A 24,079-nucleotide genomic window follows, 5' to 3' on the forward strand; every position below is an offset into this window, starting at 1 on the left:
TGTTTCATTATATAGTAAATACTTTGAAAAGTCAATTGTTAAAGCATTTACTAACTATTTCATCATAATTATTTTAATAATTGTTTGAATACTTCTACCTTATCAAGTCTTTCCCATGTAAAATCAACATCATCACGTCCAAAATGTCCATAGGCTGCTGTTTTTGAAAAAACTGGCTTTCTTAAATCTAAGGTTTCAATAATTCCATTTGGTGTTAAAGTGAAATTTTCTTTAATAACTTTGACTATATCTCCTTCATCAACTTTAGCTGTTCCAAAAGCATCAATAAAAATAGAAACCGGGTTAGCAACACCAATAGCGTATGCCAATTGAACCTCTACCTTATCACATAAACCTGCTGCAACAATATTTTTAGCTATATATCTTGCCATATAGGCTGCCGAACGGTCAACTTTTGTCGCATCTTTACCAGAAAAAGCTCCTCCTCCATGACGAGCATAACCACCGTAAGTATCAACAATAATTTTACGTCCTGTAAGTCCAGCATCCCCAACCGGTCCACCAATTACAAAACGTCCTGTCGGATTAATAAAGTACTTAGTATTTTCATCAAGTAATTTTTCATCAAGACATGGTTTAATAACATGCTCTTTAATATCAACATGGATTTGTTCCTGGCTTATTTCTTCTGCATGCTGAGTTGATACAACCACTGTATCAATTCTTTGAGCAAGGTTGTTTAGATCATATTCAACTGTAACTTGCACCTTTCCATCTGGTCCTAAATAATCTAAAGTTCCATCTTTTCTAACTGTAGCTAATCTTTTTGATAATTTGTGACTTAGATAAATCGGCAGGGGCATATATGTTTCTGTTTCATTAGTCGCAAAACCAAACATTAAACCTTGATCTCCTGCCCCCACTTCATTATCAAAAGATCTAGTACGACTTTCTATTGCTTTATCAACCCCTTGAGCAATATCTGGTGATTGTTTATCTAAAGCTACCAATACTGAAATAGCGTCACCCGAATATCCTAGAGCTGCATCATTGTATCCAATTTTATTAATTGTATCCCTAACAATTTTTTGGAAATCCACATTTGCACTTGTAGTAACCTCTCCAATTAATACTGCAATACCTGTATTAACTGCTGTCTCACATGCAACTCGACCATATGGATCTTGCTTTAAAATTTCATCTAAAATTGCATCCGAAATTTGGTCTGCTATCTTATCTGGGTGTCCTTCTGTTACTGATTCCGATGTAAATAAATATGTTTTTGCCATTATATCTCCCTAATTTTATACCAATCAAAAGAAAACTCTCACGCATAGCGAGAGAGTTTTTTATATTTCTCATCGCTCAAAGTAATCTTACTCTGCTTAGGAAAGCACCTTAAAGCTATGCTTTAGGTTGCTGGAGTTCACTGGGCCTTATCCCTCACTCACTCTTGATAAGTATCTTATTTCTTTTTTGTATATTGTCTAATTATATAATAATTTTTCTATATTTGTCAAAGTTATTTTTCAAGTGATTGAACAGCTGTAATTAAAGCTAATTTAAGTACATCAAGTTCATTACATCCACGTGATAAATCATTAACAGGTGCGTTTAAACCTTGTAAAATTGGTCCTATAGCATCGAATCCACCTAAACGTTCAGCAATTTTATATCCAATGTTACCTGCTTCTAGTGACGGGAATACAAACACATTAGAGTCACCTTGTATTTCTGAATCTGGACATTTTAATTTAGCTACCGCTGGTACTATTGCTGCATCAAACTGAATTTCTCCAGTAACAGATAACTCAGGAGCCTTTTCTTTTACAAGTTTTGTAGCTTCTGCTACTTTTTCTGTGTCCGGAGTCTTAGCCGATCCATATGTTGAGAATGATAACATAGCTACTTTAGGATCTATATTAAAACTTTTAGCAGTTTCAGCACTTGTGATTGCCACTTCTGATAATCCTTCCGCATCTAAAGTTGGATTGATTGCACAATCAGCAAAGACATAACGCTCTTCCCCACGACTCATGATGAAAGCACCACTTGTACGCTTAACATCTGCTTTTGTTTTAATAATTTGTAATGCTGGTCTTACCGTATCCCCAGTTGAATGCATTGCACCTGATACTAAACCGGCAACTTTATTCATGTAGACAAGCATTGTTCCAAAATAGTTAACATCTTTTAATAATTCACGAGCTTGCTCCTCAGTTACTTTTCCAGCACGACGCTCAACTAAAGTAGCAACCATTTCTTCAATTCCATCATAACTTAAATGATCAACAATTTCCAATCCACCTATTTGTAAAAACTCTTCATTAGCTAAAGCTTCTAACTCTTCTCTTTTTCCGATAACTACTGGTTTCACTGCTGATGTAGCACTCAATCTTACTGCAGCATGTAAAATTCTCTTATCTTTCCCTTCTGGAAATACAATAGGTATATTTTTCCCTTCTACTTTTCCTAATAACTCTTTAAATAATCCTGTATTTAACGCCATTTTGATCACTCCTAAATTTTTTAATAACTACATTCTCAATAAATTAACCATGTGCTTAACCGCTGATAAACTAACAGCGTCTATAAGATCTCCATCACCTATTACACTATATCCTATTATTAGGCCAACGTATAATAGCAAAAAGAAGATAATATAAAATTTTAAAAGTTTCCATAAGAATTTCATAACTTTTAATCTCCTACAGATTTTTATTACTCAACTATACGAACAATATCTGCACCTAATTTTCTAAACTTACTTTCAACATCTACATAACCACGATCGATATGCTCAATATGACGAATAATTGTCTCTCCATGAGCAATAAGTCCAGATATGATTAGAGAAGCACCCGCACGTAAGTCAGTTGCCTTAACATTTGCCCCCTCTAACTGAACTCCACCTTCGATTAAAGCTGTACGCCCTTCAATTCTAATCTTAGCATTCATACGACGAAGTTCCTCAACATTCATAAACCTATTTTCAAATACAGTCTCAGTTATTGTTGAAGTTCCCTTAGCAAGTAACATTAATACCATCATTTGTGATTGCATATCAGTTAAAAATCCTGGATGTGGTAAGGTTTTAACATCTGTTGGATTCAAAAATTCTCTTGTATTTGTAACACGCATAGAATTCTCATCTAAAACTTCAATAGTAACTCCCATTTCACGCATCTTAGCAACTAAGGCTACATTATCACGATATCTAGCACCTTTTACTAAAACATCTCCCTTAGTAGCTGCCGCTGCTATCATATAAGTAGCTGCTTCTACACGATCAGGCATGATTGCATACTCTGCTCCAGTAAGTTTCTCTACCCCTTCAATCACCAAAGTAGCTGTGTTTTTACCAGAAATTTTAGCACCCATCTTAGTTAAGAAATCTATCATATCTCCGATCTCTGGTTCCTGTGCAGCATTTTCTAAAATAGTTGTTCCTTCTGCTAAGCAAGCAGCCATTACTACATTTTGCGTTGCCCCCACTGATGGAAAGTCAAAAAAGATAGTTGTTCCTTTAAGACCCTCCTCTGCTTTAAGTTCCACATATCCAGCATCTTGAACAACTTTTGCTCCTAGGTGTTCAAATCCTTTCAAGTGTAATCCAATTGGACGTCCACCGATTGCACATCCTCCTGGCATAGCTACATGGGCATATCCTTCTCTTGCTAAAATTGGTGCTGCTACTAAAAATGAAGCCCTCATTTTAGAGACAAATTCAAATTCAGCTTCTGTTTTTAATTTTTCTCTTGCATCAATTTCCAAAGTTTTTTCTTGTTGATTATAATCTACTTTAACCCCTAATGATGTAAGTAAATTACTTATAATCTTAACATCTGATAAATTAGGTACATTGGTTAGCTTACTAACTCCTTCCGTGGCTAGAGCTGCAGCTGTTACTATGGGTAATACAGCATTCTTTGCTCCATCTATCTGTACCTCTCCTTTTAAGGCTGTTCCACCCTTAACTAATATTTTACTCAAAATAATTCCTCCAATATTTTACACATCAACTTATGTATATATTCTACTAAATAATACCACATATAAGACTATTTTACAAAGTTTTTTACCCGAGATTTTTATAAGCCGATTTAATTACAAATCCCTTGTCTTATGATAAAATTAAAGCATATATTATACAAATTTATATCAAAGAAAGATTTTAATTATGAATTTCAGAAAAATAATAATAAAGAAAAATTTATTTTCTCTATATAATGAAGCAACTATAGGAATAGAAAAAGAAGGACATAGAGTGCTAGCTGATGGACAGATCTCTAAAAGCGATCATCCTAGGAATATAGGAAATAGACTCGGCCATCCCTATATTCAAACTGATTTTGCAGAATCACAATTGGAATTAATTACATCAGCAGAAAAAAGTGAAAGACAAGTATATAGATACCTGTCCGCTATACATGAAGTAGTTCTTAGAAAAATTCCTAGAGATGAATATATTTGGCCAATGTCCGTTCCAGGAATAATGCCAAAACTAGAAGATATTAGAGTAGCCCAATTCGATAACCCTAAAGATGTCGAGTATAGAAACTATCTAGTCAAAACTTATGGTAAATGTAAACAAATCCTATCAGGAATCCATTACAACTTTGGCTTTAGTCAAGACTTTATCAATTCATTATTAGAAGAAAGTAAGCTAAAAGAAAATGAAGTAAGGAATCAACTTTATATAAAATTAGCAAGGCAATTCATTAGGTATCAGTGGCTATTAATTTACTTATATGGAGCCTCTCCTATAGCTCCAGATGAATTTTTTGAGAAACTTGCTAAAACAGAAAATGAAGTGCGATGTTTAAGATATTCCAAATATGGCTATGTAAATGATAATAGTATCAAAGTATCATTCAATTCAATAGAAGAATATGCTAAAGATATTAGATCTTGTGTAGATTCAAAGCAGTTGATTGCCGAAAAAGAATTCTACTCAAGCGTTAGATTTAGAGGTTCAGAATCTGTCTCAGAACTTGTCGACGAGGGAGTCCAATATCTCGAATTTAGATTATTTGACCTCAACCCTTACGCTAAATACGGAATAGAAGAAAAAGATATTCGTTTCATTCACTTATTCATCCTACTTATGCTGTGGTTAGATGAAGAAAATCCAAGTAAATCAGTGGAAATAGGAAAAGACTATAGCCAGCTCACTTCCTTAGACGGCCCACTTTCAGCCATCAGATACAAAGAAGAAGCAAACTTCTTATTCCAAGAATTACTTAACTTCCTAGACTTATCTGGCTATCCTACAAGCGACATAGAACTTGTAAAAGAAAAAATGCAAGCTATTGACAATGTAGAAAAAACACTAGCTGCTAGGCTATGGAATGACTATAAAGAAAAAGGATCTATGGCAAAATTAGGGATGGAGCTGGCAATTAAATACAAAAAAGATGCATTGGATAAGTACTACTCACTTACAGAATTTTCGTCTATGGAACTATCTACCCAAGCCCTAATGGCAGATGCTATCTCACAAGGTATTAAAATAGAAATCTTAGATGAACACGACCAATTTCTAAAACTTTCTTATAAAGATCATATCGAATATGTAAAAAACGGAAACATGACTAAACATGATTCTTATATTTCACCATTAATAATGGAAAACAAACTTGTAACTAAAAAAGTATTAGAAGATGCTAAACTTAGAGTTCCTAAGTCATATCAATACACTAACATAGAAGATGCATTAAGAGATTTTTCAAAAATTCAGAATAAAGCAATAGTAGTGAAGCCTAAATCCACAAACTATGGACTAGGAATTTCTATTTTCTCACAAGGTATTAAGGACATTAAAGACTATGAAAAAGCAGTATCAATCGCCTTAGCAGAAGATAGAGAGATTATGATAGAAGAGTATATAACTGGAACAGAATACCGATTCTTCGTCTTAAAAGATAAGACACTGGCTGTTTTAGAAAGAGTCCCTGCCAATGTGATGGGAGATGGAAAATCAACTATTAAGGAACTAGTTAAAAATAAAAATAAATCTCCTCTACGTGGTGACGGCCTATCCTCTCCCTTAAAAAAAATCAAACTTGGAGATATAGAAGAACTACAACTAAAAGAACAAGGCTTTAACTTTAATAGTATCTTAGAAGAGGGACAAATCGCCTACCTAAGAGCAAATTCAAATATCTCAACAGGTGGAGATTCAATAGATAGAACTGACGAGGTCCATCCATCATATAAAGACCTAGCAGTCAAGATTACTCAAGCTATGGGGGCTAAAGTCTGTGGAGTCGACCTTATGATAGAAGACTTGACTCAGGCGGCAGATAAGTCTAACTACGGAGTCATAGAAGCAAACTTCAACCCAATGATGATGATGCATATCTTTCCAGCACAAGGTAAGAGTCGCAGACTTACAGAAAATGTACTAGAAATGTTATTTCCTGAGAAATACAATAAATAAAAAAGACAGGACTTTGGTCCTGTCTTTTTTTCTGACCGATAAAATCTTCCACTATAAAATAAGGTAGATAATCTAAATAACAAAACTTAGAAAAACATGGTATTATTCCAAATTATCTGATTTTCAAATAGGCACCATAATAATCACAAAATTCTTCTCCGTCATTAGCCGATATAAGATACTTACCTACTATATAATCTATCTCACATCCCTCTAATTGGGCCAAGTTAAGTAACTCATTAAGATTAGATAAAGTACCATCCCTCCCCACTTTCAGTATTCCAAACAAAAATCCTTCTGCCTTTTTATTCTGCCAAATAAACTTTTCCTCAGAAGAATTTGAAAATATCCCATAGGACATTTTAGAAGTATCCAAAGATATAAATATTCCATGTACTTCTGGATTTTCCCTATAAGCTATTATAATTGTCTTATCAAAAATAGAATCATCTTCTAATAAAAATTTATAGGCTATATCTAATGCTTCTACATAGATTAAAGAATCTTTATTCCTTTCAATTTCCTCAATTAAAAACTTTTTTCGCAATATTTTATTTTTTAAAATTCTATATTTTTTTATCTTTTCTTCTACATACTTTAATTGTGTATCACTTACTTCCTCCCACTTCTCTAGATTCCATTGTTTTCTTCCCTTTAACTCCTTTAGAGGGATTTCCAAATCTCTACATAATTGTAAATCCAGTAGTTCCAACAAATCATTAGAAGAAAATTCCCTATAATTATTACTTTCCCCTCTAGAAAAATTAATCAATCCTTCTTTCTCCCAATATCTTAAAGTAGAGCTATTTAAGTTTAAAATATCAGCTGCATATTTAATATTTATCTTTTTCATTTCTATAAATCCCACCTTAAAAATTCTATACCCTATTGACCCTGAAGTTACTTGAAGGTTATAATAACATATTGTAGACTAAACAAGGCTATTTCTCAATAATAACTTTAATTAAAGGAGATTTTTTTATGTATTACTTATTTTTATTTTTAGCTATAGTTACAGAAGTATTAGGTTCTTCACTACTTAAACTATCGGAAGGATTCACAAAAATAGTACCTACCAGTGCCTCTTTGATAAGTTTTGGATTTTCATTCTATTTCTTATCTCTAGCCCTAGCCCGACTACCACTTGGTATTGCCTATGCAACTTGGACAGGACTAGGACTTATTTTAACAAATATTATAGCCATACTTATTTATAAAGAAAATATCAATCTCTATACTATACTAGGTCTAATCCTAATTATAGCAGGTGTCTTAATAATAAACATATTAGGAAATGCAAGTCATTAATTTTACATTACAATAACTTACTAGTGTAAATTTAATCATGAAATCATAATATTATTCAGAGATTTTCAAGATTTTTTGTGTTATAATGATATTCCAAAAGAAATATAGAGGTGATATTATGATAAAACTTATAGTAAGCGACATGGATGGAACACTTTTAAACAGTGATCATGTAATTTCTGAAAGAAATATGGAAGCTATAAAATTTGCACGTGATAATGGGGTTGAATTCTTAATAGCTACAGGACGTGCCCACTATGAAGCAATGCAACCTATAAGTCAAGCGAATCTAAAAACAGAATTAATTTGTCTTAATGGAGCTATGACCTATGATGAAAAAGGAAATCTAATTAGTTCAATAAATTTAGATTTAGAAGATATTTCATTTATAAGCGAGACATTCAAGAAATTTGGTCTAGACTACCAATTATACACACCTAAATGTCTTTACACAGAATCTATAGAGGCTAATATGCAGGCCTTCATTGATCTGGTTCTTGTTCAAGGACATGAAGTCAATATAGAGGCTATAAAAGAAGAAACAAAAGAACGTGTCCAATCAGGTCATCTAGTAGAAGTTGCTAATATCGATGATTATCTAAATGATGCCAATAACCCTGTAGTCAAAATAATGACTGTCAGTAAGGATATGGAATTATTAAAAAAAGTTCGAGAAGAATTAGAAATAAATAAAAATATAAGTGTCACTTCTTCTGGTGTAAATAATATAGAAATAACAAATGCTAAAGCCTCTAAGGGACAAGCTGTTAAAAATGTAGCTAAAGAAAAAGGGATAAGCCTAGATAATACTATGGTTCTTGGAGATAATCTTAACGATTTATCCATGATAGAACTTGCTAAGTATAGCGTTGCTATTAACAATGGTAATCCAGAATTAATAAAGAAAGCAAGTTATATTTCTGATTTCGACAACGATAAAAATGGAGTTGGAGAAATGATATTCAAACTGCTGAAAGGAGAAAATTCACTATGATAAGTAATGAAGAACTAGTTCAAGCTGCCATAGAAGCTACAAAAAATTCCTATGTTCCCTACTCTAATTTTAATGTGGGAGCAGCAATTTTGACTAAAAATGGTCAAGTCTTCACAGGTTGTAATATAGAGAATGCAAGTTATACACCTTCAAACTGTGCTGAAAGAACAGCTATATTCAAAGCAGTAAGTGAAGGCCAGAAAGAATTTATTAAAATTGCTATAGTTGGTGGACCTAATGGGAATCTAGAAAATTATTGTCCACCTTGTGGTGTTTGCAGGCAAGTTATTGCTGAATTTGCCGAAGAAGGTTTCCAAGTAATCCTAGGTAATGACAAATGTGAATATCAGGTATATGATTTCTTCCAAGAAGTCCTACCTCTTGCATTCACAAAAAACAAATTAAAATAATATAATTTTTTAAAACTATAAGGAATACTCCTTATAGTTTTTTATTCAACTAATTATATAGACTTATAGTTACTTCTAGCATATAACTTGACATAGAATTGATAAACAAATATAATTGCTATACAACAATTTAAAAAGGAGTTTTTTATGCAAAATAAAACAACTATGAAATTTGCTATTTTATCAATAGCATTATTCTTAATGTCACACACATCAATTGCTCCGGCATTACCATCTTTACTTAAGCTATATAAGGGTATTAACCCCAATATCGGAATCGCTGATGTGCAACAACTTATCGCTGTAACAGGATCAACTATAGCAATCGGTCTCTTACTAAGTAACTTGTTTATTGCGAAAATTGGAAAGAAAAACACTGTACTTTTAGGTCTTTCATTTATCTTTATATCTGGTGTTATTTCATTCACTAATTACGATAACTATCGCATAGTATTCTACTCTAGATTGATTCTAGGTATTGGACTTGGACTGTTCAACTCAATATCTATTTCAATCATCAGTGATTACTACGAAGGTGTTGATAGAGCCAAAATGATTGGTTATAGAATGGTTTTCCTAAACATTGGTAAATTTATAACTACTCTTATAGCTGGTTATACCCTATACATCGGTGCTCAATATACATTTTTAGTTTACTTATTAGTGCTACCTATTATGGTAATGTTTTACTTCTGGGTTGATAACACTGAAGACGTTACTAAAGTAGCACCTGCAAAATCTGTTGTTATAATTAACAAAGATGTTATTGCACTAGCACTTATTACCTTACTAATAGGGATCGCTTATATCGGTGCAACAAACACGATTCCATTCTTATTAGAAAACAAATGGGGATACTCTAAAGCATTCTCTTCTAATCTACTATCATTCTTAGGTTTATCTGGTATTGTTATCGGTGCCCTATTCGGAAAGTTCACTAATAAGTTTGGTTTCAAAGCAATTTTAATAATGTCAACATTAATGGGTATCTCATTACTTGGATTTACATTATCAAATTCTGTTCCTGTTTTCTACATTTCAGCATTCTTGGTAGCAACTGCCTTCACAGGTAACATGTCTGGTGTATTCTACTACATCTCAAGAACATTCAAGAAGGAACAAATTAACTTCGTAACAAGTTTTGCACTAATTTTTGGACAACTAGGTGGAGTTTTAACACCTATCATTCTAACTAAATTACCACAAAAATATGGACTAGACATATTCACTACTCCATTCTACATGACGTCAGCATTCATGTTAATTAACATTCTTTGCTACTCAATTTTAAAAAACAAAAACTAATATAAAAGCCTACTAGAAAATTTCTAGTGGGATTTTATTTTGTACTAAATTCACTATATTAGATTAAATCTCACTCCTTAATTAACTTTATAATAAAATGTAAACGGAAGATATTGAAAGTTTTTTCTTATAGTGTTATAATCTAACTTAAATGTAATGAAGAATAAATAGGAATATGTTTTTATGACTTTAAATAATAAAACAAAAGACAACATTATCAAATCTGCCGTCCAGCTTGTCCAAAAAAAAGGATATTCTGAAACAAGCATTCAAGAAATAGTAAAACAATCTAAAGCTCCACAAGGATCTATTTACTACTACTTCCCCAAAGGAAAAGATGAAATTATTTGTGCTGCTTTAGATAAAATTTCTGATGAATTTAGCAAAACATTTGCTAAAAAATCAAAAAAATGTAAGGACCCTGAAGCAGTTTTAAGATTACTAGTGGACTTATTTGTAAATAAAGAAGAAAAATACGGTACACCGTCTTTTAGAATAACTCTTTTAGCACTAGAGACAGTTGGTCAAGCAAAGACTGTGGCTGACAAGGCTTCTGAAATGCTTAGAAATTGGAAAAGCTCTCTTGCTGAAGAACTTGAAAAAGTTGGTGTTCATCTAGCATATAGCCTTAATATTGCTAGATGGTTCTGTATAACTCTTCAAGGCGCTATCTGTTCTGCTGCAATTAAAGATAATACAACTTTTAAAGGTACTATGGAACACTCTATTCAATTGCTTAGCTTATCAAATGATGAGCAGCTTGAAAAGATATTCAAAAAAAGTGATTTAGAAAATTAATTCTAAATCACTTTTTATTTTATTTATTTCCTGTTTGCAATAAATACATCTTATAATAAGTTCCTTCTAAGGCTAGCAAGTCTTCATGACTACCAGACTCTATAATTCTACCCTTATCTAACACATAAATACAATTTGCATCTTGAATTGTAGATAAACGATGGGCTATTGCAATAGTTGTCCTACCCTTTCTCATCTTAGATAAGGATGCTTGAATTAAATCTTCAGTTTCAGAATCAATATTGGCTGTTGCCTCATCCAATATCAAGATTTTTGGATTGTGGGCAATTGTTCTAGCGAAAGTAATAAGCTGCCTTTGACCTGTTGAATAAGTAGAACCTCTTTCTGTAACTTTGGCCTTATAAGCTCCATCTAACCTAGAAATAAAGTCATGAGCATCAACAAATTTTGCCGCTTCAACAATATCTTCATCAGAAATATTCTTAGAGAATAGTCTAATATTAGACTCAATGTCCCCATGATATAAGAATGGATCTTGCAGAACTAAACCTATTTTTGATAAAAGTTCTTCTCTCTTATAATCTTTAATATCTTGACCATCAATTAATATTTGTCCTCTATCAAAATCATAAAATCTCATAAATAAATTTATAATGGAAGATTTACCCGAACCCGTATGCCCTACAAAAGCAATAGTTTCTCCCTTATTAACCTTAAATGAAATATCCTTAAGAATATCTCTCTTACCATCATAAGAAAAAGATACATTTTTAAATTCAATATTCCCTTCATTAATCTTAATATCCTTATTATTTTGCTTAGGTTCATAAGAGTTCTCATCAATAAGTTCAAATACCCTCTCTGCCGATACAACAGAGGTCTGCATAGCTGAAAATGATTGGGTAAGCTCTATCATAGGGTCAAATAATCTGTTAGTATATTGAATAAAAGCATACATGGTACCTGCTGTAAGTCCTAAGTATTCTCCTTGGAAACCAAAATACAGTAATAAGATGGCATAGGCTATCATTTTTAAAAGTGCTAAAGCTGGTCTAAGAAGTAGAGAATCTACCTTTAGATACTTAATATAATAATTAGTATGATCACTATTAATTTTTTCAAAGTCTTCAGTTAATCGTTTCTCCTGATTAAAGGATTGAATAATTCTCATTCCATCAATAGACTCTGCTAATTTAGAATTTATCTCCGATAACTTTGACCTAGTGGCAGACATAGCACCTACTGACAATTTTCTATAATAATACATACAAGCAAAAACTAATGGCATAAGGGCTGATAAAAATAATCCTAAATTATAATTTAGAGAAAATACTGAGTATAGAGATACAAAAATCAAGAACGTTCCAGAAATAAAACTAGAAAATATAACTCCGAACATATTGGCAATAGCTTCTGTATCATTAGTTAACCTAGATACAATAGATCCCGCTGCTGTCTTGTCAAAATAAGACATGGACAATTTTTGAATTTTAGAAAAAGCCTCATTTCTAAGATCCCTAACTATTCCAAAAGATACTTTGGAAAAAGTGATTTTACCAAGATAGGTAAATATTGCTTGAAGAAGATAAAGTCCATAGTAAGCTAGCAAGATATAAATCACTGTAGAACTTACATTATAGCTATCAGGGTGTATATAAGTGTCAATGAAATACTTAGCTATTCTTGGGATAATAGCCTGTATAATAGTCGTTACAAATAAGAATAAGAGAGCTAGAACTAATAGAAATTTATACTTGTCTCCATAGCCAACTAGTCTTTTAAAAACTTGCCATTGTCTTTTAGCTGAAGCTACATTCTTCACTTCCTTAGTCATTATCATTTCCTCCTTCCAGTATATTTTCTATTTGTTGTTTATTGTAGGTTTCATAGTACCATGATTTATTAGCAAGTAAATCTTCATGCCTACCCTTTTCTAAAATCCTACCATTAGACATAACAATGATTAAATCAGCATTAACGACAGACGATAGTCTATGAGCTGTGATAATATTTGTTTTCCCCGCACGCAACTTAGCAAGATTATTTAAAATCAAGTCCTCTGTCTTAGCATCTACTGCAGATAGAGAATCATCTAAAATAAGAATTTCTGGATTCATAACTAAAGCCCTAGCTATAGCTATACGTTGTTTTTGACCACCAGATAAGGAAACCCCTCTCTCCCCTACTAAAGTTCCAAAAGATTCTGGCATATCAAGAATATCCTTATAAATTCCACTTAATTTAGCAGCTTCAAAAACCTCCTCTTCACTAATAGAAGTGTTAGCGAATTTAATATTATCCATAATAGATGTTGAGAATAATATTTGATCTTGGGGAACATAAGCAATTAAACTTCTTAACTTTGATAACTTATAATCTTCTATATTCTTATTATTTAATCTAATATAACCCTTATTTACATCTCTTTCTCTAAGTAAAAGTCTAAGAAGACTAGTCTTTCCAGAACCCGTAGGTCCAACTATACCCAGAGTTTGTCCTTTTTCAATAGAAAAGTTTACATTACTTAAAACTGTATTATCATCTTGATAAGAAAAATTTTCAATATTATAAGTTAACTTACCATTAAATACTTCTAACTTAGAATTTTCATTAGGATCAACATCAGATACTTCTTCAAGAAGTTTTTCAATACGCTCATAAGATGCATTACCTCTTTGAATTACATTGAATAAGAATCCCATAGCCAGCAATGGCCAAATAAGCATGTCCAAGTAAGTAATAAAGGTTACCAAATTACCTACTGTCATCTCAGATTTAGACACAAAATATCCCCCAATAGCCAGAGAAATCAAGTAACATAGACCAACAAAAGCTACAATAACTGGGGCAAACAATACATCATACTTCATAGTTTTAATGTTTCTCATATAGTTATAATCATTATTTATATTAAATTTTTCAATTTCATCTTGTCCATAAACAAATGATTTAGTTACTTTCATCCCAGTAACGGCTTCTTGAACATTATTATTTAAATCAGAAAAAGATGCCTGAGATTGCTTGAAAGCATCATGAATTTTTTTTCCAATTCTATTAGTTGCAAAAGCAAGTAAAGGAAGCGGAATTATCACTAATAAAGTAAGTTTCCATGAAATCATAAAAAACATAGTAATTAATGTTACCAAAGCCGTAATGCTGGCATCAACAGCTGACATAACTCCTGCCCCTGCAGTTTGAGTAACAGCATTAATATCATTGGTAGCATGAGCCATTAAATCTCCAGTCCTATATTTCTGATAAAATGACGGCGACATTTTTGTAAAATGCCTATATAATTTAAAACGTAATTTTTGTCCCAATCTAGAGGCCGCCCCAAAAAGATTAAGTCTCCAAATATATCTTAGATAATACATGGATAAAGCTGATAATAATAATAAGCCCACATTCCAGAGCAAGTCTTCTTTGCTCAAATTTTTATCATTAACTGCATCAATAACATTACCTATTATTATAGGTGGAACAAGATTAAGAATACTAACTATAATAAGAGAGGCAATAGCTATAATATATTCTTTCTTTTCTTCCTTTAAAAACCATCTCAGCTTTTTAAATAGATACATATATTTACTCCTTTCATTTTTACATTTTGTTATTATACCACTTTTAATCTTAAAATAGTAATTATTTAAACAGATATTTAATAAAAGACTGATAGTAGTATACTATCAGTCTAATTATTAATTATTTTCATATTAAAGGCATCTACATAATAAATCTTTTCTTTCTCATCCATCAATACCCTGATTTCCCAAGTGGGAACCAGTACCTGATTTTCAACCTGAGATACATATACATAGTAGCCAAGATCTACATTAACCTTACTATTCTTTCCAATTAAGTTTTCATGATAAAGTTTCTGTACAACTTGTGAATATGGGACTATAGTGTGCTCTTCTCCTAATTTATTAAGAACAAAGGCTGTCTTAGTTGCAGAAATAATATCCCCTTTTAAATCAACCTCGAAACTTAAAAGTGCCTTATCATTATTATATATAGGAAGACCGGCAAATGCTTGCCTATACTTTATTTTTCTATCACTTATAGAGTATTCTTCAAATAAATAATCCTCCCTTATTCCTTCTTCCTTGTCAATAAAGTTAGTTATACTTTCTTTATAATTACTATTAACGTTTGTTAAAGGATTACTAAACTTGATATTTAATTTTTCTGAATCTCCTGTACTTTCTAAAAAGTAAGTATCTTGTTTATTACTTACGGAATCTAAGGAGATTTTTTTTACTGTAGCTAAAAGCTTGGTTAACTTTTCTTTACTTTGCTTATATTCTTCTACTGTAATATTATCATTTTTCATAGAATTTATTATAGCTTGTTTTTCTTCATACTTCTCAATCTTATTTTGAAAATCTAGATAAATATAAAATCCTAGTAAAACACTATTAAGTATAGCAAAGAGATATATAAACATTGTTTTTATCTTTCCCCACTCCATATATCTTACTCCTTTTTAAACTTATCTTTAATTTCTTCATATGTATAGTTTTTATCTTGATATTTTACATACCAAGTAGGACTGTAAGTTATTTTTCCTCCCTCACTATCATACTTTTTTTGATAGGCTAATTCTATAGCACTTATTTCAGAAATATTTAAATTCCTATATAAATAATTCATTATAGCATCTATATTTTCCATATAAAATACTGGTAATTCTTTAGAAGAGATTAATTGATTTCTCTCAATTTTAGGAATTATCTGCTTATGAACACCCGTTTTAGTAACTAAAAAACTTATTTGTGCTGGATAATCACTCTCGTATACATTAGATGAGTTATAATTCTCTCTAAATTTAATTTCATTTTTCTGTATTTCTGATATAGAATAAGGCATATCTGGCAAATAACCTTTAATCAGTTCATTAGTCGCTAGAGCTTGAACTTCATTATTTTTTAAAGGATCATTTTCATTAGAATTAGATGGATTTATATAGGTTATACTATCATCATTTTCTCTTAAAATAGCATATCCATCTGTCACCTCTTTAAAGTTTTCACCTATATTATTTATCTTAATACCACTTTTTTCATCAAATATATTATTAGCTACTTCTGTAATATCTATAGATTTGACATCATATTCATCTATTCTGTAAGTAGATAAATCTTTGTCTATGTATATTTCCTTACTTCCTACTATATACTTAGAAACTTCTTTAGAATTTTGCTTAAATATACTTTCTACTATAGGATAGATATCTTCCTTGAAGAAAACTTGCATATATGAATCAGAACCCGACTTATATAAATATAAAGAATTCTTACTAAAGTCCGAAATTAGGACTCTATCAAAAACTATATTCGAATTTTGATTACTAGTATTAGCAAAATATAATAATTTAGCCGACCCCGAATCTATAGCTTCCTGGTATTCTAATGTGTAATAGTCCTTAGATTGAGATAAGACTTCACTTATAGATTGATTTCTAATCCTCGAATAATCTATTTCTTTAGTAGATATAGACTCCAACATTTCTTTTATTATTTGTCTATCCTTAACCACAGGTGTATCTGCAGCCTTTATAATTGCAGGAGTGCCTGTTTGCTCAGCTGAATAAGATTTGTGCCCAACAACTATATGAGGTGCTAATATGTTAAGAGAATTGCGTTTTTGCTTGTCTAAATCCCCTTCTACCTTTTTATTTACTACTGTAGAGAGTATTTCATAGTCAGGTTTGTAAGCTGTGATGAGATATGATAAGAAAATACTCGATGCGACTAGGGAAAATAATATTATACTTTTTGTTAATTCTTTTCTATTCATAGTTATTACCTACTCCCACTCATCATAAAGCTTTTCAGATGGTAGCATTACAAAAATTATCGTTCCATATCCTTCTCTACTTTGAGCCCATATCTTACCTTTATGTCCCTCTACAATAGATTTAGCTAGAGCTAATCCAAGACCAGTTCCTCCCATAGTCCTTTGTCTAGATTTGTCTACTCTATAGAATCTGTTAAAGATTTTATCAATATGGGTAATTGGAATTCCTATTCCCTCATCCTTTATAGAAATAGACACCCTATTGTGATTATAGTTTTGCCTTACCCTCACTGTTATATTCTTACCATAAGGAGAGTATTTAACGGCATTATTAATAATGTTATCAAATACCTGAGTTATTTTATCATGATCTCCATCAACAAAGATAGCCTCATTTGGCAAGTGCAAGATAAAGTTCTTATCTGTATGTGTAAGTTGAAATCTCTCCACAATTCTTTCCATAAGTTTATTAATATCGAACAAATCCTTATCAAAATGTTCTTCTTTTATATCAATTTTACCAAGTTGCAATAATTCATTAACCATCCTAATCATACGATTAGTTTCTTTATGGATAGTATTTATAAAGACTGGTGCTAATTCTTTATCATCCAATACTCCTTCCTCTAAAGCTTCAACATATGAATTCATAGTTGTCAAAGGAGTTCTTAATTCATGAGATACCGTAGATACAAACTCACGTCTTTCTTTTTCTTGTCTTTCATTCTCAGTTACATCATAAATCACTATGATATAGCCATCAAGTTTAGTAACTCCATAATAGTCATCTAATCCATCACTGATAACCTCTGTAAATTCAAGTCTATACAATAATTCCTCTTCATCTTGTCCTATCGAAATTACCATACTATCTTCTGCTTCTAAAATAGACCTAATAGAACGATACTCATTTATATTAAGAATGTCTAAAGCGTGTTCACCAATATAGATAAAGTCTTCTTCCTTATTAAGCATTTCTTTAGCTGAATCATTAATAAGAATAATTCTTCCACTTGAATCTGTAGATATAATACCATCTTTCATAGAATTAATTATGGTAGATAATTTTCTTCTTTCAGACTCTGTAATAAGTTGTTCTTCCTTGATTTTATTAGACATTTGGTTAAAGGCTACTGCAAGATCACCTATCTCATCTTTACTAGTGACTCCTTGAATTTCCTCATAGTTACCTTCTGACATCTTCCTTACTTGGTTAGACATTCTCTCTATTGACTTGGTAATTGTTTTGGCTGCAAATAAACCTATAAAGGTTACTATCAATATAGATAAACTTGTAGCATATATAAATATCTTAGTTACTTCATTAGAATCTGAATAAACGTTTGCCATATCGGACATTATGTAGATGACTCCAATTATCCTGTTATCAGCTTTTATTGGATTAGCATAAGTCCAGTAAATCCTACCAGATTCATCAGTTTGGTTTTTACCAATAGACTGCCCACTTCTCATAGCTTCCTCCACTATTGGATCTACCGACCTTTTTCCTACATATGATTCTGATGAATTAGTATTAGCCGATGCTATAATCTGCATACTGGAATCAATTACATTTAAAAGTACTAAATCATTAGATGAAAATTCAGATACTGTTTTATTTATATTAGATTCTATAGCCTTATTATTCTCCATATCGGAAGATAATTTAACCATTTCCTCCATAATATTATAATTAAGTTTTTTCTCTTGCTCTATTATTGTAGTCTGAAACTTGCTTATATTCTTAGCCTTAAATTGAGTTGTGAAGTACAAACCAATAAGCTGTAAGGATATAATATTTACCAATACATAGACTATAACGAATTTAAACCGTATAGAAGAAAACCATCTCCTAGTTTTTTTAAAAGGGAATTTCATTATTCCTCTTCCCCTATATAATAACCTACTCCACGTCTAGTGACAATATATTTAGGATTAGAAGAATCATCTTCAATCTTTTCACGTAAACGCCTTATGGTTACATCAACCGTTCTTAAATCACCAAAGTAATCATATCCCCAAACAGTTTGAAGTAAGTTTTCCCTAGTCATAACCTGCCCTTGATGTTGGAAGAGATAATAAAATAATTCAAATTCACGGCGAGTTAATTCAATTTCCTCCCCATTTTTTTTAATTGAATAAGCTTCTGGATTAATTATTATATCCCTAATCTTCAATTCTTCTTCCTTATCATCTTTATCCTCTACAACTTGAGTAGATCTACGTAAGTTTACCTTAACTCTAGCCATAAGTTCCCTAGTCGAGAATGGTTTAGTAACATAATCATCTGCTCCAAACTCAAGCCCTAAGACCTTATCAATTTCACTGTTTTTTGCGGTTAGCATAATGATAGGAACATTCATTTTTGTACGAACTTCACGACAAACTTCCATTCCATCTTTTTTTGGTAACATAAGATCTAATAGGATAAGATCTGGTTTTTCATTAAAAGCTAGTTCTACAGCTTTCTCACCATCATGGGCCTTTATAACTTGATATCCTTCTTTTACTAAGTTAAATTCTAATATTTTAGCAATTGGTTCCTCATCGTCAACAACAAGAATCTTATAATTATTCATTCTCTTATCCTCCTTTATTATTACGGAAGCTCCATAATATAGTTTTTTACTATTTTACTATATCATTTTTTGATTTTTTTTTCCAGCAAGGCTTGTTAATATAAAAAAGACCCACAATGTGAGTCTTTGAGAGAATTATTCGTTGAATCCTTCTACCTTAATTTCATCTGCTTTAAAGGTTACATTCTTATCTTTTCCATAATAACGTGCTTTGAACTTCCAACTAGCCTTAGAATTCAAATTACTAACATAATCACTAGCATCTCCAATTTTATTTCCGTCCGCATCATAAGCAGGAACTTTTATATAGACCGATTTTTTACTAATACTAGAATCATTAGTAACTACCCCTGTCACATATTGTCCACTAGCGTCTTCTTCCAGTCTTACTTCTTTAACTAAATATTCCGCTTTACTTTCAACAGTAGTAGCTACTTCCACTGTAACATTTGATTTTTTTGCTGGAGCACTTAGATTATTTTTATTAGATTCTGTTGTTACTTTCTTTGTAGTTTCACTTACTCCTTCTTGTCCTGTAGTCCCACTACTTGTTTGTTGATTAGAGCAGCCCAAGACAAAAAATAAAGTCATTAATAAAGTACCTAACAATTATATATTTTTCATTTTCTTATCTTTATCCTCCTAATTAAAATCCACTCACTACGGCTTCCTCGGCTTTAAAAGTTACATTTTTATCCTTACCTAAATACATTGCTCTAAATTTCCATGTCCTTTTTGCTTTTAGATTATTTACATTAGCAAATGCATCGCTTACTTTATTCCCACTTTCATCATAAGCCGGAATACTAACTTGTACATATGATTTCTCACTATCAGTATTGTTAGTTAAAACACCTGTTACATATATAGCAAAGCCATCATTTTCCACCTTTACTTCTTTAATCTCATAATCTGGTTTCTTTGTTTTGCTTGCTTCTTCCGACTTATTTTCTCCAGATGTTTTAACTTCTACATTATCTTTAGAACTTGCACAAGCATTTAATATAAGTCCACCTGCTAATAAAACACCTAATAATTTAATTATTTTCATTATGCTAGCCCTCTCTATCCTTGTTATAATGCTATTTATACCATAAAAAAAAAAAAAAAAAATCAAGTACTTTTTAAATAAATAAAGGATTTACCTAAAAATACTGACCAATTTTATCAGTACTTTTTAAGTAAATCCTATTTACTACAATTCGTTGGAGATCATTCTGATCAACTTATCAAAGTAAGTATTAGACTCTTTAATTTCTTTTTTTGTCTCCTTAACTATATAAGGCTCATCTGTAATTATTCCATCAATAGGTTGTCTTAAATATTTTTCTATCCTATCTTTGTCATTTAAAGTCCATACATAAATTTCCTTATCGTTCTCTCTAGCATTTCCAGCTATTGTAAAGTTATAAGAAAAATCTTCTACTACATAGAAATCAACCTTGTAGTTCCACATAGAACCAAATAAAAGTGGTATTATATAACCTACTTTAATCTCTGGTTTTAAAGCATCAATTTTTTCTAAAACTCCTAAATCTAAAGAAATAATTCTATAATCTTCCACTTTAGATTTAGTTTCTAAAATTTTGAGTAATTCTTCTGCGAATAACTTACTATCAGCCCCATAAAGTTTTAACTCTATTAAAAGTTTGACATCTAATTCCTTGGCCTTGTCGATAAAGTCTTCCAGTGAAGATATTTTCCCTTTAAATTCTGACTGACTTACTTCCAAACCAATAAGTTCATCAAAATTAGATTCTCTTACTCTTTTATCAAGACCAGCAAGTCTCTTAAGTTTGTCATCATGAATAACTACAAACTTGTTATCCTTAGTTTGCATAACATCAATTTCCACATAGTCAACTTCTGCTTTAGCAGCAGCTTCTAGTGATTCTAAAGTATTTTCAACAGCCTCAGAAACATAACCTCTATGCCCTACAACTTTAATATTATCATTAATAACTCCATTAACATATACACTGTTAGCATTGTAAATCATTGTGGCAATTAGGCTGACAACCATAAAAACTGACAAGATCTTAGATTTCTTTTCTTCTTCTTTTTGGTGCTCTAATAATTCTGATGAAATATAACTATTATCAGCAATAACCTTTACTAAAGTAGTGATAAAAAACATCTTAAAAGTAATAGTGGATACAAATATTCCAGCTAAAACAAGTGTATAGAATATAGTTTGATAGATTAAACTATCTCCACTTGGATCCAAGAAAGTCATAATTACTACTAATAAAGCAAAAAATATAATTGAAACTATGAATAAAATAAATACAAATAGAAAAATTACCACAAGCCAACTCAATCTTCTAAATTCAGTCAAAACAAAGCTTCTTCTAATAGATTGCATTAAAGTTTTTCCACTAACTACACTAATAGGCATTACAAAAATTAATCTTAAATTTATATAACCCAGTACAATTAAAGCCAAGATATACATATAAAAACCAAAACTTGTTTTTACTATTTCCCCCGTAATAAATCTTGGTATATATATTCCATCTAGAAGAACCGAAGATATTCCTAAACTGGTAAAAGGCATAAGAAAAATACAGTAAAATATGAAAATTACATAGTTAGCATTAATAAGTTTCCCTACTTTTTTTAAACTGTGGCGAACAACTGTCCTAAAAGAAAAATGTGTTTCTCTTATCTTGCTATAAACAAAAAGCGTAAGCATCGAATACTCTAAAAACATAAAAAATGCTAAAGTTAAAAACATCAACAATATTAACAAGATATTCCAAGGATTACTTACAATTTGCCAAAAATTAACCTGATTTAAATTATCTTCTCCAGATATATACAAGATTAATTTTAGAAAATTAGGAAATGTAATTCCAGACATTAGGATAAGCAATAACTGAGCAATGAAAAAATTAAAAAAGTAAGCATACTTATGAATATAAATTATATTCCAAACTCTCTTGAAAAGAGATAATGCATTATCCATAATCTTCCTCCTTTTTAAGTATAATATCAAGATTATATCATAAGACAAGCATATATTCTATATAAAATCAAATGCTTTACAAGTTAAAAAATTTGAGTTAAACTGTATTTATAAAATTTTATTATCTTCGGGGCAGGGCGTAATTCCCTACCGGCAGTTATAGTCTGCGAGCGAATGCTGATTTGGTGAAATTCCAAAACCGACAGTATAGTCTGGATGGTAGAAGATAGTGCGATAATCTACGGGCAAACTCTGTCTGTTTATTTATCATCTTTATTTTGCCTCGTATTCATTTTCAGAATACGATTTTTTTATCTCTGAAGATAGGAAAGAGGTTTCTATGAAAAACAATTCTGTTCACACAACAGTATTAACAGCACTTATGGCTGTGCTCTCTCTAATCCTATCACAAGTAAAAATGGCAGTACCAGGTTTACCACCATTTTTAACTTTAGATTTAGGATTTATTCCCCTATTTTTAGCACTGCTAATAATGGGTTATAAACATACTTTAGTAGTAGCCTTATTAAAGAACCTGCTACACTTTGCATTAATATCTCATGAACCAACTGGCTCACTAGCTTTACTTATAGTTGAGTTTGTATTTATTACATGTATAGTAAAAGTTTACAAGGCTTCCACTAAAAAATTCCTTATCGGTGGTCTTATTGGAACTTTAGCAATAACTTTAGTAATGTCACTTATGAATTACTTTGTTCTTCTTCCAATGTATGGTTATATAGTTAACCTTGCAGATATAGTCAACAATGTAAAAACCATAGTAGCCTATGGAATTATTCCTTTCAATTTAATCAAGGGAGCCTTCTTAATTCTACTATTCTTCATAAGTAAAAAAGTATATCAAAACCTACCTAATTCTCTATTAGTTAAGTTTAAAAAACAAAATCCTTAGGACTTTCCTAAGGATTTTTTATTAAAATAAATCTAAATCTTCCCTAATTTCACAAATTAATTTATTATGAATCAAGCTTTTACTTCTATAACTATGAGCCTAAAAAAAGAACTCAGGCCTATGCCTGAGTTCTACTTGACGTCTGCTTTACATACAAATTTCTAATTACTCTTCTCTTATTTTTTCTAACTATAAGTAAAAATGCTACAACTAGATAAGCTAGAGATATAAACCATAGTTTCCCCAATGATATGGCAGATATGCTTATTGCTACACTTATAAATAAAGTAATCGAGGACACCCTTGTCTCTATTGTTACAGATGCAACTACTGCTAATAATAACATAAGCAATAAAAATACACTATAAAACTTTAAAAATAATTGTAGTAATTCTGCTACTTGATCTATATTAAAGCTAATATCAACTAAGTCTGGTTTTACTTGATAGAAGTATCTTGAAATATTGGATACTCCATCCTGCACTCCCGGTAAATCTACTAAAACTTTAGTATCTCCAAAATATCCAAAGAAAAGAGCTATAGATGTTAATAAAGTCAAGATAGCATTAGCAAAATATGCTATCATCTTCTCCCATTTTCTAGAAAATTTTCTCACAATACCACTCCTTAAATCCTCTCTT

At 31.1% G+C, this 24,079-nt stretch carries 22 protein-coding genes and 2 riboswitches; of the genes, 7 read left to right on the forward strand and 15 right to left on the reverse strand.

The genetic code is table 11. The features are described from left to right. Positions 1-68 precede the first annotated feature (68 nt). The 4 genes from metK to murA all read right to left on the reverse strand — a co-directional run bounded on the left by metK (position 69) and on the right by murA (position 3,954). The gene (gene metK / locus HZY82_RS03610; protein WP_179938659.1) at positions 69-1,250 is read right to left on the reverse strand and encodes a methionine adenosyltransferase; all 1,182 of its coding nucleotides are present in this window, start codon (positions 1,248-1,250) and stop codon (positions 69-71) included. A 66-nt stretch (positions 1,251-1,316) separates the two neighbouring features. Continuing rightward, a riboswitch (SAM riboswitch) is annotated at positions 1,317-1,424 on the reverse strand. Between the two features lie 59 nt (positions 1,425-1,483). Then, on the reverse strand, positions 1,484-2,470 hold the full coding sequence (gene pta, locus HZY82_RS03615) for a phosphate acetyltransferase (RefSeq protein WP_179938661.1): 987 nt from the start codon (positions 2,468-2,470) through the stop codon (positions 1,484-1,486). A gap of 27 nt (positions 2,471-2,497) precedes the next feature. After that, the gene (locus HZY82_RS03620; protein WP_179938663.1) at positions 2,498-2,656 is read right to left on the reverse strand and encodes a DNA-directed RNA polymerase subunit beta; all 159 of its coding nucleotides are present in this window, start codon (positions 2,654-2,656) and stop codon (positions 2,498-2,500) included. A 26-nt stretch (positions 2,657-2,682) separates the two neighbouring features. Next, the gene (murA, locus tag HZY82_RS03625; protein ID WP_135156764.1) at positions 2,683-3,954 is read right to left on the reverse strand and encodes a UDP-N-acetylglucosamine 1-carboxyvinyltransferase; all 1,272 of its coding nucleotides are present in this window, start codon (positions 3,952-3,954) and stop codon (positions 2,683-2,685) included. A gap of 187 nt (positions 3,955-4,141) precedes the next feature. Here murA and gshAB point away from each other — a divergent pair, with 187 nt between their 5' ends. After that, positions 4,142-6,403 carry a bifunctional glutamate--cysteine ligase GshA/glutathione synthetase GshB gene (gene gshAB, locus HZY82_RS03630; protein ID WP_135156766.1) on the forward strand — a complete coding sequence of 754 codons (2,262 nt, stop codon included), beginning with the start codon at positions 4,142-4,144 and terminating at the stop codon, positions 6,401-6,403. A gap of 112 nt (positions 6,404-6,515) precedes the next feature. Here the strand turns inward: gshAB and HZY82_RS03635 are convergent, their stop codons facing one another. After that, positions 6,516-7,256, reverse strand: a complete 741-nt coding sequence (locus tag HZY82_RS03635) for a MerR family transcriptional regulator (RefSeq protein ID WP_179938665.1) — start codon at positions 7,254-7,256, stop codon at positions 6,516-6,518. A gap of 128 nt (positions 7,257-7,384) precedes the next feature. On the opposite strand from HZY82_RS03635, the gene HZY82_RS03640 reads away from it, so the two are divergent. The 5 genes from HZY82_RS03640 to HZY82_RS03660 all read left to right on the forward strand — a co-directional run bounded on the left by HZY82_RS03640 (position 7,385) and on the right by HZY82_RS03660 (position 11,218). Then, positions 7,385-7,711 (forward strand): DMT family transporter, encoded by a 327-nt coding sequence (locus HZY82_RS03640; protein WP_135156769.1) that lies wholly within the window; start codon positions 7,385-7,387, stop codon positions 7,709-7,711. 118 nt (positions 7,712-7,829) lie between these two features. Continuing rightward, on the forward strand, positions 7,830-8,705 hold the full coding sequence (locus HZY82_RS03645) for a Cof-type HAD-IIB family hydrolase (RefSeq protein ID WP_167753232.1): 876 nt from the start codon (positions 7,830-7,832) through the stop codon (positions 8,703-8,705). After that, a complete protein-coding gene (locus HZY82_RS03650) occupies positions 8,705-9,115 on the forward strand; it encodes a cytidine deaminase (RefSeq protein WP_209304985.1) in 411 nt (136 codons plus the stop codon). The genes HZY82_RS03645 and HZY82_RS03650 overlap by 1 nt, the downstream gene beginning before the upstream one ends. A gap of 147 nt (positions 9,116-9,262) precedes the next feature. After that, a complete protein-coding gene (locus tag HZY82_RS03655; RefSeq protein WP_135156775.1) occupies positions 9,263-10,420 on the forward strand; it encodes an MFS transporter in 1,158 nt (385 codons plus the stop codon). A gap of 183 nt (positions 10,421-10,603) precedes the next feature. Continuing rightward, positions 10,604-11,218, forward strand: a complete 615-nt coding sequence (locus HZY82_RS03660; protein WP_179938667.1) for a TetR/AcrR family transcriptional regulator — start codon at positions 10,604-10,606, stop codon at positions 11,216-11,218. A gap of 19 nt (positions 11,219-11,237) precedes the next feature. Here HZY82_RS03660 and HZY82_RS03665 read toward each other — a convergent pair whose 3' ends face one another. From HZY82_RS03665 to HZY82_RS03705, 9 genes are all read right to left on the reverse strand, one after another. Next, entirely contained in the window at positions 11,238-13,013 is a 1,776-nt protein-coding gene (locus HZY82_RS03665; protein WP_179938669.1) for an ABC transporter ATP-binding protein, read from the reverse strand. Beyond that, positions 13,006-14,760 (reverse strand): ABC transporter ATP-binding protein, encoded by a 1,755-nt coding sequence (locus HZY82_RS03670; protein WP_179938676.1) that lies wholly within the window; start codon positions 14,758-14,760, stop codon positions 13,006-13,008. The genes HZY82_RS03665 and HZY82_RS03670 overlap by 8 nt, the downstream gene beginning before the upstream one ends. Before the next feature lie 110 nt (positions 14,761-14,870). Beyond that, entirely contained in the window at positions 14,871-15,650 is a 780-nt protein-coding gene (yycI, locus tag HZY82_RS03675) for a two-component system regulatory protein YycI (RefSeq protein WP_135156783.1), read from the reverse strand. Positions 15,651-15,655: 5 nt separating this feature from the next. Then, positions 15,656-16,978, reverse strand: coding sequence for a two-component system activity regulator YycH (gene yycH, locus HZY82_RS03680; RefSeq protein WP_179938679.1), 1,323 nt, complete (start codon positions 16,976-16,978; stop codon positions 15,656-15,658). Positions 16,979-16,987: 9 nt separating this feature from the next. Further along, complete coding sequence (locus HZY82_RS03685) at positions 16,988-18,856, reverse strand: ATP-binding protein (RefSeq protein WP_179938682.1); 1,869 nt, start codon at positions 18,854-18,856, stop codon at positions 16,988-16,990. Next, on the reverse strand, positions 18,856-19,557 hold the full coding sequence (yycF, locus tag HZY82_RS03690; protein WP_179938685.1) for a response regulator YycF: 702 nt from the start codon (positions 19,555-19,557) through the stop codon (positions 18,856-18,858). The genes HZY82_RS03685 and yycF overlap by 1 nt, the downstream gene beginning before the upstream one ends. A 135-nt stretch (positions 19,558-19,692) precedes the next feature. Next, positions 19,693-20,148, reverse strand: coding sequence for an FxLYD domain-containing protein (locus tag HZY82_RS03695; protein ID WP_179938688.1), 456 nt, complete (start codon positions 20,146-20,148; stop codon positions 19,693-19,695). 55 nt (positions 20,149-20,203) lie between these two features. Next, on the reverse strand, positions 20,204-20,608 hold the full coding sequence (locus tag HZY82_RS03700) for an FxLYD domain-containing protein (protein WP_135156793.1): 405 nt from the start codon (positions 20,606-20,608) through the stop codon (positions 20,204-20,206). 144 nt (positions 20,609-20,752) lie between these two features. Beyond that, positions 20,753-22,525 carry a glycerophosphoryl diester phosphodiesterase membrane domain-containing protein gene (locus HZY82_RS03705; protein ID WP_135156795.1) on the reverse strand — a complete coding sequence of 591 codons (1,773 nt, stop codon included), beginning with the start codon at positions 22,523-22,525 and terminating at the stop codon, positions 20,753-20,755. Positions 22,526-22,644: 119 nt separating this feature from the next. Continuing rightward, positions 22,645-22,757: riboswitch (FMN riboswitch) on the forward strand. A 108-nt stretch (positions 22,758-22,865) separates the two neighbouring features. Between HZY82_RS03705 and HZY82_RS03710 the strand changes: the two genes are divergently transcribed. Further along, entirely contained in the window at positions 22,866-23,438 is a 573-nt protein-coding gene (locus HZY82_RS03710; RefSeq protein ID WP_135156797.1) for an ECF transporter S component, read from the forward strand. A gap of 118 nt (positions 23,439-23,556) precedes the next feature. Here the strand turns inward: HZY82_RS03710 and HZY82_RS03715 are convergent, their stop codons facing one another. Continuing rightward, complete coding sequence (locus tag HZY82_RS03715) at positions 23,557-24,054, reverse strand: hypothetical protein (protein WP_135156799.1); 498 nt, start codon at positions 24,052-24,054, stop codon at positions 23,557-23,559. Positions 24,055-24,079: the final 25 nt, after the last annotated feature.

Source organism: Gemella sp. GL1 (assembly GCF_013415365.1).
Classification (GTDB): domain Bacteria; phylum Bacillota; class Bacilli; order Staphylococcales; family Gemellaceae; genus Gemelliphila.